8 protein-coding genes are annotated in these 11,567 nt (G+C 66.2%); 3 read left to right on the plus strand and 5 right to left on the minus strand.

The genetic code is table 11. The annotated features are described in order from the left end of the window. The first annotated feature begins 3 nt into the window (after positions 1–3). Both F8O08_RS00280 and F8O08_RS00285 read left to right on the plus strand, forming a co-directional pair. Positions 4–1,176, plus strand: coding sequence for a pyridoxal phosphate-dependent aminotransferase (locus F8O08_RS00280; protein WP_192497667.1), 1,173 nt, complete (start codon positions 4–6; stop codon positions 1,174–1,176). 47 nt (positions 1,177–1,223) lie between these two features. Next, entirely contained in the window at positions 1,224–2,609 is a 1,386-nt protein-coding gene (locus F8O08_RS00285) for an NAD-dependent succinate-semialdehyde dehydrogenase (RefSeq protein ID WP_158042268.1), read from the plus strand. Positions 2,610–2,643: 34 nt separating this feature from the next. Here F8O08_RS00285 and F8O08_RS00290 read toward each other — a convergent pair whose 3' ends face one another. From F8O08_RS00290 to F8O08_RS00300, 3 genes are all read right to left on the minus strand, one after another. Further along, complete coding sequence (locus F8O08_RS00290) at positions 2,644–3,936, minus strand: MFS transporter (protein ID WP_158042269.1); 1,293 nt, start codon at positions 3,934–3,936, stop codon at positions 2,644–2,646. A 303-nt stretch (positions 3,937–4,239) separates the two neighbouring features. Beyond that, positions 4,240–4,644, minus strand: coding sequence for a tautomerase family protein (locus F8O08_RS00295; RefSeq protein ID WP_158042270.1), 405 nt, complete (start codon positions 4,642–4,644; stop codon positions 4,240–4,242). 67 nt (positions 4,645–4,711) lie between these two features. Next, complete coding sequence (locus tag F8O08_RS00300; RefSeq protein ID WP_158042271.1) at positions 4,712–6,058, minus strand: aminotransferase class III-fold pyridoxal phosphate-dependent enzyme; 1,347 nt, start codon at positions 6,056–6,058, stop codon at positions 4,712–4,714. Between the two features lie 302 nt (positions 6,059–6,360). Here F8O08_RS00300 and F8O08_RS00305 point away from each other — a divergent pair, with 302 nt between their 5' ends. Then, positions 6,361–8,001 (plus strand): PucR family transcriptional regulator, encoded by a 1,641-nt coding sequence (locus tag F8O08_RS00305; RefSeq protein ID WP_192497668.1) that lies wholly within the window; start codon positions 6,361–6,363, stop codon positions 7,999–8,001. Here F8O08_RS00305 and F8O08_RS00310 read toward each other — a convergent pair. Then, positions 7,967–9,937 (minus strand): amidase, encoded by a 1,971-nt coding sequence (locus F8O08_RS00310; RefSeq protein ID WP_158042273.1) that lies wholly within the window; start codon positions 9,935–9,937, stop codon positions 7,967–7,969. The two genes, F8O08_RS00305 and F8O08_RS00310, sit on opposite strands and share 35 nt — an antisense overlap. 73 nt (positions 9,938–10,010) lie before the next feature. Next, complete coding sequence (locus F8O08_RS00315) at positions 10,011–11,567, minus strand: amidase (RefSeq protein WP_192497669.1); 1,557 nt, start codon at positions 11,565–11,567, stop codon at positions 10,011–10,013.

Raw genomic sequence — 11,567 nt, forward strand, 5'->3', positions numbered from 1 at the left:
ATCGTGCACCTCAGCAGACGCGCACGTTCGCTGCAGTACTCTGCCATCAGACAGATCTCCGAGAAGGCCAACCGCCGAGGCTCAGACATCATTCGACTGGACATCGGCGAGCCGGACTACCCGGAGCCTCCACTGCTCGCCGAGATCATGCCGGCCATCGTCGCCGCCGGCAGCTTCTACGCCCCGACTGCCGGGCTGCCTCGCCTGCGCGAGGCTCTTGCGGCACGGCACTCGCGCACCTTCGGCTGCGAGATCTCGCCGGAGGCGGTCATCGTCAGCGCAGGCGGAACCGGTGCCCTCAACACCGCTATGGCGCTGTTGGCCGATGAGGGAGACTCCATCGCCATTCCCACACCTGGCTATCCCAACTACCGCACGCTGGCTCCGCTGCTCGGCTTCACGACGAAGACCTATGCTCTTGACCCGGAACGAGGGTGGCAGCCGGATCTCGATGAGATCGAGCAGCTGTTCGCCAACGGCACGAGAGCAGTGCTGCTCAACTCGCCGCAGAATCCCGCAGGGTGCGTGCTCGACGCAGATACGGTGCTGCGCATCGCAGAACTGTGCCGTCGCTATGACACCTGGATCATCTCGGACGAGGTCTATGCGGCTATGCAGTTCTCGGGTCAGCCCATCAGCGCCTTCGCCTTGGCGCCAGATCGCGTGATCAGCGTGCACTCGTTCTCGAAGGAGTTCTCGATGACGGGCTATCGCATCGGGTATGCGCTGGTTCCCGAAACATGGCGCGAACGGTTTCCGATGATGATGATGGGCCTGATGGGGTCGCCGTCGTCGATCTCTCAGAGTGCGGCCCTGGGCCTGGCCGAAGAGCGGGTCGACGGCATGCGAGAGTTCTATCGGCGTCGTCAGGCGCTGGCAGGCCGCCTGCTTGAGGCGGAGGGAATCGAGTCGTGGCAGCCGTCGGGCACGTTCTACCGGCTCATCCGTCTGCCCGAAGAGGTCGTCGACTCGTTCGAATTCGCGTTGACGCTCATCGACCACCAGGTCGCCGTCGTGCCCGGACTGGCCTTTGGCGACATTCCCGGCGTCGGCACGCGCTATGTTCGACTGAGCCTGACTCAAAGCGACGACCAGATCAGCGCAGGGGTGAGGCGCATCGCACAAGCGCTGCGAGACGTGCCGGAACAATTCCAGCGGCGCACAACTCAGAGCTGAGCCAGTGAGCAGGTCACTGGCCCAAGAACGAACAGAACTGGAGCATCATGGCATATCGATCGATCAATCCGTTTACCGAACAGGTCGAGCAGGAGTTCCCCTTCGCATCCGATGCCGAAGTCGAGTCTGCACTGCAGCAGGCGCATGACGCCTTCGAGACATGGCGACAGACCTCTCACGAACACCGCTCGGAGCTGCTGACGCGCGTTGCTGACGAGCTGCACGACGTGCGCGATGAGTACGCCCGCATCCTCACTGCAGACATGGGCAAGCTGCTTGTCGAGGCCTCTGCAGAGATCGACTCCTGCGAACGCATTCTGCGCTGGTACGCCGAACACGCCGTCGGCTATCTGCAGCCCCAGGTGCGGCCGTCCGGCTCATATGTCGGTGGAAGCTACGAAGTCGTGCCCACTGCGACCGGTGTGATCTACATCGTCGAGCCCTGGAACTTCCCGTACTATCAGATCGTCCGGGTGCTTGCCCCACAGCTGGCGGCTGGCAACGTGGTCATCCTGAAACACGCGTCGAATGTGCCGAGGGCCGCCGCCGCCTGGCAGAAGCTCATGACGCGGGCCGGGGCCCCAGAGGGACTGTTCACGAATCTCTTCGTCACTCACGAGCAGAGTGCACGGATCATCGCAGACGACCGTGTTCGTGGCGTCGCGCTTACTGGATCAGAGGCCGCGGGAGCGGTGATCGCGGGCCAGGCTGCCCAATCTCTGAAGAAGAGCACGATGGAGCTCGGCGGTGCGGATGCGCTGATCGTGCTCGAAGACGCAGAGGTCGAGAAGGCTGCGCGCTGGGCGGCACGTGGCCGGCATCGCAACGCCGGTCAGGTCTGTGTCGCTTCGAAACGCATGATCGTCGTCGACGCCGTGTACGAGCGTTTCGTCGAGGCCTATCGCCAGGCGGTGCGTGAGCTTGTGGCGGGCGACCCGACCGCACCTGAGACGACCTTGGCGCCGCTCAGCTCTGAAGCCGCGCGAAAGGGCCTCATCGAACAGGTGGAACGCGCTGTCGCGAACGGGGCCCATGCCGAGACCGTCGAGATCAGTGTGCCCTCCACAGGGTGGTTCATGCAGCCGGTGATTCTCACCGGCATCGACGCCGACAACCCGGCCTATCTCGAAGAGTTCTTCGGCCCGGTGACCCAGTTGTACCGAGTCGCCGATGAGGACGCAGCGGTCGCGCTGGCCAATTCCAGCCCGTATGGGCTGGGTGGGTCGGTGTTCACCGCCGACACTGCTCGTGGGCGCTCAGTCGCTGAGCGCCTCGACACCGGTATGGTCGCGATCAACCGCCCGGCGCTGGGAGGCCCCGATGTGCCGTTCGGCGGCACCAAGCGCTCCGGCTACGGGCGTGAGCTCACAGACCTGGGGCTGCTGGAGTTCGTGAATCTCAAGGTCGTCGGCGTCGGCGACATCGACGGCTGAGCCGAATCGCGCAGTGCGGCTCGCTCGTGAGAGCTCAGCTCGACGCTGGGCTCCGCGAAGCAGCCGCACCCGGCCGCTTCGGCAGCAGGGTTGCCGCGATCAGGGCCGCCACCAGACACATCGTGATGATGCCAAGCGCCACACCCGCCCAGTCGAACTCCTCGAAGACGCGCCCGAGCATCCACCCGAACACGCTGTTGCCGACGTAGAAGACGAGCTGGTAGATCGCGGTCGCCTGCGAGCGGCAGGGGCCGGCGATCAACGAGGTCATGGCAGACGTGACCGGGCTGGTCACGAAGTATCCTGCGGTGAAGAGGGCGACGCCCAGCACGATGACGGCCAATGGTGCGGTCAGGGTGAGCGCAGCGCCACCGATCATCATGCCGATGCCGGTGTAGAGCAGGCGGCGATGCCCGAAGCGTCCGGCGACTGACCCCGACCACCTCGCCGTGAACGTGCCGACGAGATACACCGTGAAGACCATGCTGGTGACGGCAGTGCTCAGACCATATGGCGCGGCCTGCAGGTGGTAGCCGAGAAAGCTGAACAGCGACAGAAAAGATCCCATGAGCAGGAAGGGCTGCGCGTAGGTGCCCCAGAGCGCAGGCGTGGTCAGCGCCATGGTGAACCGCTGCCAGGCAGACAGCGATGGGACGGGGGATGCGACGGTGCGTTCCTGCCGCGTCTGCGCGGCGGCGGCGGCAGTGACATCCTTTGTGCGCAGCCGCGAGGGCAGATAGCCGTGCGGGGCAGGCACGGCTATCACGAAGATCGAGCAGGCGACCACGCAGAGCACCGCGACGGTCATCAGCCCCAGCTGCCAGCCGAAGTGCTCTGAGACGAGACCGGCGATGAGACGCCCGAGCAGGCCGCCGATGCTGTTTCCCGACACGAACGCGCCTGCTGCTGCGGTGACGCGGCGTGCGGGCAGCTCGTCGGCGATGTATGTGACAGCGATCGCCGGGATGGCGGCAAGCGCAAGGCCTTCGATCAGGCGAGAGCCGAGAATGAGCGGCAGCGAGTGCAGGAACGGAGTGACGAGACCGATGACGGCGGCAGACACGGCCGACACCTTCATCACACGCACTCGCCCCCAGCGGTCTGCCGCAAATGCCCACGGGAGCACGCCTATCGCAATGCCCGTGGTCGCCATCGAGATCGTGAGCGCGGCCTGGGAGGGATCGACACCGAAGTCGGCTGAGATCTCTGGCAGCACCGACTGCACGCTGTAGAGCTGGGCGAAAGTTGCGAAGCCGGCTGCGAAGAGTGCGAAGACGATGCGGTGGAAGAGCGCGTCGGTCGCGTCTGGCCGCGATTTGGCGGGCATGAAAGCTCCTGTGTGAGAGTGCGCGGCCCGCACGCAGACATTCTGATTCGCGAACCGGCACGATCATACTGCCGTTGTGTTTCTGCGGTGTGACAAGCGGCACGCCTCTGCCGCATTCCGCCCTGTCGACTGGCTGCGGCAGGCGATGAACTCTCGGCACACCTGGCCGAAAAGAATACAGCCAGCCGCGTGAAAGGCGGTCAGGCATCGAGGTGATGCCGACGGCTCTTTCAGCGAGCTGGCTGTATCCCAGCCGGCTGTGTCGTCAGCAGGCCGGCAGCTGCTTTGCCGAGGCGTCGCGCGTCAGCGCTTCGGCACCCCCAGCTCGCCCGTCACATACTGGGCACGCCCGAACCCGAAGGTCCAGTCATTGGGCGTGTTCTCGAAGTAGCCGAGAAAGACGTCTTCGCCTGCCACTCCGACAGCCGCGAGGTTCTCGGCGATCTTCGCGTAGAGCGCCTGCTTCGCCTCTGGCGTGCGGCCGCCCTGCGTGAACACGTGAATCATCACGACGCCGTCGCTGCGCTCGAAGCCCAACCCGGCATCTTCGGCGATGATCTCGCCCGGCTCGTGCTTCGTGATGATCTGGAACCGGTCACGCACCGGGATCTTGTAGACGTCGACGATGGCGCTGTGGATGCTGTCGGCGATGGCGCGCACGCTGGCGTCGTCGCGGGTCTTGTTCACGTCGATTCTGACGAGGGGCATGTTGGGGATTCTCTTTCTCTATGTTCGAACGGATGCGGAATTACGTGAGTGGTGTGCGGCCCGCTGATCAGGCCTGAGCGGCCTCGTCGGCGATCGACAGGGTCTCGTCGATGATGTCGAGGCCCTTCTTCAGCTCGTCGGCGGTGATGATCAGGGGAGGCGCGATGTGCACGCGGTTGCCGTGCACGACCGGCCACAGGCCCTTCGCGATCGCAGCCTTCTCGATAGCGACCAGCGGGTTGTTCTCGCCGCCGGCCTCGATTGCGGGCAGTGCCTCGCGGGTGGTGCGGTCGCTCACGAGCTCAATCGCGGCGAACAGGCCTTTGACGCGGAACTCGCCGATTGAGGGATGCTTCGCCTGCATCTGCTCGAGCCACGGCACCAGCACAGTGCTCTCGAGCTCGCGCACATGCTCGAGCAGGTGATCGCGTTCGAACACTTCGAAGGTCTTGACGCCGATGGCCGCGCCGAGCGGGTGCCCCGAGTAGGTGAGGCCGCCTGAGTACTTGCGCTCGTCGAACGTCGCGGCGATGGCGCCGTTCATGATCACGCCGCCCAGAGGCGAGTATCCCGAGTTGACGCCCTTGGCGAAGGTCAGCAGATCCGGTGTCACGTCGAAGCCCTGCACGGCGAAGAGGTAGCCGGTGCGGCCGAACCCGACCATGACCTCGTCGGCGATGTACTGGATGCCGTACTTGGTCGCGAGCTCGCGCACGCCCTGCAGATAGCCGGGCGGCGGCACCAGCACGCCGTTGGTGCCGACGACGGTCTCGAGGATGACGGCCGCGATGGTGTCGGCGCCCTCAGAGAGGATGGTCTGTTCGAGGTGGGCGAGTGCGCGCTCGGTCTCCTGCTCCGGGGTCTCGGCGTAGAACGCCGAGCGGTAGGCGAAGGGGCCCCAGAAATGCACGACCGAGGGGTCGGGAACGACAGGCTGCATCGTGCGGCGGCCCTCGCCCGTGAGCGCGATGGCCGTGCCGGTCGCCCCGTGGTAGCTGCGGTAGCTGGCCAGCACCTTGCTGCGGCCGGTGAACTCGCGGGCCAGTCGAACGGCGTTCTCGTTGGCGTCTGCTCCGGCGTTGGTGAAGAACACCTTGCCGTCGTTGATCGGGCCGTTGCTCACGATGAGGCGAGCCAGTTCGCTGCGTTTGTCGTTGGCGAATCCCGGGGCGATGGTCGCCAGGGTCTGAGCCTGGTCGATGATGGCCTGGATGAGATCGGGATGCTGGTGGCCGAGATTCAGGTTCACCAGCTGTGACGCGAAGTCGAGATATTCGTTGCCGTCGTAATCGCTGAAGTAGACCCCATGCCCGGTCTTCACTGGAATGGGGTGGATCTTCTTCTGCGCCGACCAGGAGTGCAGCACGTAGCGTGCATCCTCTTCGACGACGGTTGCTGCATCGAGCTCAGTCATGAGTGAACCTCTCTGTGTGGTGCATCGCGAGTGGGACAGTGCCTGTGGCGTGTCGGCTGCGCGGGCTGATTGCTGTCAACGATATGAGGCTTGAGGTGTCATGACGCGCATGATTTCGTTCGTCTTGGTGCTGTAATATAAGCGATATGCTGCATCTGGGGTGCTGGTCGGGCGAAAAAGCGCGGCAAGTCACGCCACAACAGCGGGGGTGAGACCCACCTCGGCATATGAAGGCTGGGTTACAGGGTGCCGTCGGACCGCTCGATGCCGCGCTCACGTGCAGGCAGTCAGAGGAGCAACGCATGAACGCCATCACTCTGCGCGGGCTGCTGCAGCGTCAGGATCTCTCGCTGCAGCTGGTGAGCGCGATCACCGACGAGGGCAACGGCGCGCTCGATCACCCGATTCGATGGGGGTACAGCACCGATCTGCTCGATCCCACCCCCTTCCTGCGAGGCAGCGAACTCATTCTCACCACAGGGCAGCAGCTGCTGTCGGCACCAGACGTCGAGACCGTGACGCGCGACTATGTCGAGCGCATCGCACGGGGCGGAGCGGTCGGTCTTGTGTACACCCTTGAGCACCCTGACCCCCGATGGGAGGCTGTGCTGCGGCGAAGCTGCGTCGCAGCGGGCATGCCGCTGCTCGAAGCCCCCTTCTCGACCCCCTTCATCAGCATCAGCGAGGCCATCAGCTCCGGGCGTGCGGATCCCGAGCGCGAGAGCCTGCGCAAGGTGCTGCATGCGCAGCACGCCCTCACCCTCGCCTCTCTCGAGCGCATGCCCGCACAGGCGCTCGTTCGTGAGCTCGCGCTGCTGCTGGGCTGCTCCGTCTGGCTCTGGGGAGGCGGAGCTCGTCTGCTCGGAGTCGCCCCGGTCGACCCTCCGCCGAGCTGGGTGGAGCCGCTTGTGCGAGATCGGATGCATGACGCCCGGCGTCGCCGTCAGTCGGGACGTGAGGAGCACGACGGTCAGCACCTGATCATCCACATGCTCAACGCGCCCGAAAGCACCGCGCCCATCGGGGCTCTCACCCTGCTGTGGGCCGCACCGGCAGCAGGGCGGCTCGCCAGGCGACCTTCGCAGCGGCGCAGCGCCGAGGCGAACGATCGTGATGAGCGCATGATCGTCAACACGGCCGTCGCCATGCTGCAGCTGGCGCTGACCAGCCGACCGCCGGGGGGCGTCGACCATGACGAAGTGGTTCAGCTGGGGCTGCGCGCGCTGCTGACTGACGAAGTGGGCACGGGCCGCGCCCTGCTCGAGCGCTCATTCGCCGACGGAGGTCGACTCGACGCTGGGGCGCACCAGTGGCAGCTGGTGTGCTCGGGGCGTGCGCTGGCGACGCGGGGCGAACCTGCGCTCAGCGTTCGCGACGTCGCCGCCGGTGTCTGGGTGACCTTGGTCGCGACGCCGCTGAACGAAGACCCCGACGACACGCTGCGTCGGCTCGCGCGGGTGAACTCGAACGGGCCGGTCGAGAGCGCGGCCCGGCGTGCGCCGGTGGTGGCGGTCGACCTGCCCGCATTCGGTCCGGCGCAGATCCATGGCCTGTCGGCTTCGTTCGCCGCCGCACTCTGGCGATACCGGCAGCTGCCTGACGCGGCAGGAGTGATCGAACGTCTCGATGCCGGCCAGACAGCCGTGCTGCGTGCGCTGTCGACTGATGCGGATGCCGCCGCGGTGCTGCAGCGTGTCGCGACGATGGCCGATCCCGCTTTGGCAGCCACGTTCACGGTCTGGTGCGACTGCATGTACGAATGGCAGGCGGCTGCCGACCGGCTGGGCGTGCACCGCAACACCGTGGTGCGTCGCGTGCGCACCTTAGGCGCCGCACTCGGATGCGACCTGGAACACGACGCCGACGCCTGTCGGGTCACGTGGCTCGCACTTGCGGTGCAGGCCGAGCTCAGCGGTCCTGCGTCGGCAGCGCCTCGAACGTGAGCGAGGCCGAGGCATGCCCGGCCTTGACGACGATCATGACCTGGTCGTCAAGACGTGGCCGGTGCACTGAGATGGTGCCACGATAGGTGCCTTCGCCATCGGCGACAGGGCGAAGCAGATGCCCGTCGGCCCACACTTGGGCATCCGCATCTGCGGGCAGCCGCACCTCCACCTGCCAGAATCGTGCGTGCCGTGAGATGCTCACCTCGGGCACCACGTCGGCCGCAGATGCGGGCGTTCGACTCGTCGTGCCGACCTCGATCTGGTCGCTCGGCAGGGTCGGGGTGAGGAATGCGGGCTCGCGTCGCCGTGTCGCTCGCTCGTATGCCCAGGCGGCATCGATCAGATGGTCGTCGCTGTACGCCGCCCCGGCGAAGGTGAGCCCGACAGGCATGCGAATGTCGGCCATGACGCCCATCGGCACGGTGACCGTTGGAATGCCCAGGTGACGAATCACCCGATTGCCGTTGGAATACGCCACGCCGTTTCGTGACGCCGCCTGCAGACTCTCGGGGCGTGTGAACAGGTCGTCTCGGCCCACGTCACCTGCGGCGGGAAACACGACGAAGTCGAGCTCCAACTGCGCCATCCACGCCTCGAAGTCGTCTTTGCGCGCCTGCTCGAGGCCCTTCAGCAGATGATCGAGCTCGGGCACGTCGTCGTAGCTCTGGGGCAGGCCCTGCTTGACGAACTCGGCGAGTCGCTGCCAGTCGAAGCCGCCGCGCGTGCGAGTGACCCAGAGCGGCACCGGCTCGTCCTCCAACGGGAAGACATCGTCGCCGTCGACATCGGCCCAAGTGCTGAGGTCGGGATCGTCGTTCGTGCGCAGAAAGGCGTCGAGAGCCATCGCCGTCAGAGTGTCGCCCTCGATGGCGCGCCAGCTCGCAGGCACCAGCCCTCGTTCCGGCAGCCCGCGAGCTCCCGGACGGTCTTCTTCGTAGTTCGAGACGACCGGAAAGTCGACCTCGACCACCTCGGCGCCGAGGTCGCGCAGATCGTCGGCGGCACGATCCCACAGTGCGCGAACCGAGTCGCGAATCGCCGGAGCATCGGTCGTCGTGTCATCCTCGCCGATGTACAGCTTCGGCACGCCGATGCGCACGCCTCGCAGATCTGTGGGGCGCTCGCGTGCCGAGGGGTGGTCGAAGACCTCCTTCGGCGAGGGCAGCGCAACCGCGCTCTGCTGACGCCAGAAGTCGCCCGTCGTATCGGGGTCTTCGACGGCGAGCACATCGAGCAGCAGCAGCAGATCGTGCACCGACCGAGTGTGCGGAACCACGACGTCGCAGGTCGGACGCAGCGGCCAGTTGCCGCGCAGCGACAGCACGCCGCGAGACGGCGTATACGCCACCAGGGCGTTGTTCGATGCAGGCGAGCGGCCCGACGACACGGTCTCTTCGCCCATGCCGAAGGCGCACATGCTCGAAGCCGTCGCGGTGCCCGAGCCGTTCGACGACCCTGAGCCGTAGGCTGCGGTCAGATACTCGGGATGGTAGGGGCTGCGTGCGTAGTCGTAGACCCCGGGCTGGATGCCTCCGGCCGCCATCGGCGGCATGTTCGTCTTGCCGAGAAGCACCGCACCGGCCGCTCGCAGCTGTGCGACCGAGGCGGCATCCTCAGTCGCGATCAGATCTGCCAATGCCGGACTGCCAGAGGCGACGGTCAGCCCTTTCGCCTTGTAACTGTCTTTGATCGTGAAGGGGATGCCTTCGAGTGGCCCTGCGACCCCCTCGCTTCGGCGGAGGTCTGATGCCTCTGCCTCGGCGAGGCAGTTCGGGTTGAGCACCGGGACGGCGTGCAGACACGGGCCGGTGCGGTCGTAGTAGGCGATGCGGTTGAGATAGGCGCAGACCAGATCGACGCTGCTCACCTCCCCACTGCTCAGCGCGGCGAGCAGTTCGGCGATGCTTTTCTCGACGATGTCGAAACGGGTCATGGGCGTGTGCCTTTCAACGATGGGTGGTGGTGAGGTCGGATGCCGTGCGGCGCGCCGAGCGCGTCAGTCGGGGTCAGAGCGCCGGGTGGCGACCGGCCCAGGGACGGACCGATTCGACGGCGGCTCCGATCATGAAGGCGTCGTTCTGCGCATAGGGGTGCGCCACGATCTGCAGGCCGGTGGGTACGCCTGCGTCACCGATGCCAGTCGGCACCGCAAGCACGGGGCAGCGATTGTTGATGTTGAACGGCACGGCCATCTGCTGCTGCCAGTAATGGCGGCCATGCTCGTCGACCGAGTTTATCGGAGCCTGCGCAGGCAGCGCTGTTCGCGCCGTAACCGGTGCGAGCAGGGCGATCGCACCGTTCATCGTGGCGCTCAGCTCGTCTCGAACGGCCGTTTCGCGACGCAGCGTCTCGTGCAGCGGGATGCGCGCCGCGGTTGCGAGCGCGTGCTCCACGAACTGCGTGATGTACGGAGACACTGCGGCGTGTGCACGGTCGATCTCGTCGCTCATCGACGGAGCGAGCATGTGCCCGTAGTGGGCGAAGGCGAGCTCCATCAGCGCATCGGCGTGCCAGGCGGGCTCGCGCTCGACGACGTCGACGCCGAAGTTCGCCAGGGCCTCAGCCGTGGCATGCAGCTCGCGAAGGGTGTCGGCGTCGACGTCGTAGTCGCCCAGGTGCGAGCTGAGCACCACACGACGGCCGGCGAGCTGCGTCTGCAGCTCGGCTGAGTCGCCAGGAAGCGCGGCGACCGGCGTCGACGGTATCGAGAGCTGGTCTGCCGCATGCTGCCCGGCGATCACGTTGTGCATCACGCGCACATCATCGACGGTTCGTCCCATGGCGCTGTCGCTCCGGTACCAGTCCATGCTCGAGGGCTGCAGGCCTGGTACGACGCCGTATGGCGCCTTGTAACCTACGACGCCGCAGTAGCAGGCCGGGATGCGCGTCGAGCCTCCGATGTCCGAGCCCGTCGCGAGCGGGGCATATCCGGCAGCGAGCGCCGCACCTGAGCCGCCGGATGAGCCACCCGGGGTGCACTCGCCGTTCCACGGGTTGCGCGTGACGCCCCACTGACGTGACTCGGTGACGGTCGCGGCGCAGAACTCCGGCACCGTCGAACGAACGATCGGCACGGCGCCGGCCGCGATGAGTCGCTCGACGATCGGATGGTCGGCGGTGGGCGTCTCGGCCAGCTCGATGACGCCCTGGGTCAGCGCATGGCCTGCCAGCGCATGCTTCTCTTTCAGAATGACCGGCACACCCAACAGAGGCTGTGACGCGAGCCTGCTCGTCTTCGCGGCCTCGGCATCCACGTGATCGGCCTGACCGCCGTCAGCCTGTGCGTAGCATCGGTCGGCTTCGGCCGCTCGCGCTCGAGCCGAATCGGCGAGCACCTCGGTGACTGCGTTCAGCTGCGGTTCGAGACGGTCGACACGCTGCAGCAGAGTGTCGACGACGGTCGAAGGCCGCAGCGCTCCGCTGCGATAGGCCCGCACCAGATCTGCCGCGCCTGCTGCGGCTATCTGCGCCTCGTCGGCCCGGGACGTGCGGCCGACCGCCGTTTCTTCGTGCGATGACGCGATGTGCGACGCCGCAGGCTCAGCAGATCTGGAATCACTCAT

The sequence above is a fragment of the Pseudoclavibacter sp. CFCC 13611 genome, from assembly GCF_008831225.1.
In the GTDB taxonomy this organism is placed as follows: domain Bacteria; phylum Actinomycetota; class Actinomycetes; order Actinomycetales; family Microbacteriaceae; genus Pseudoclavibacter_A.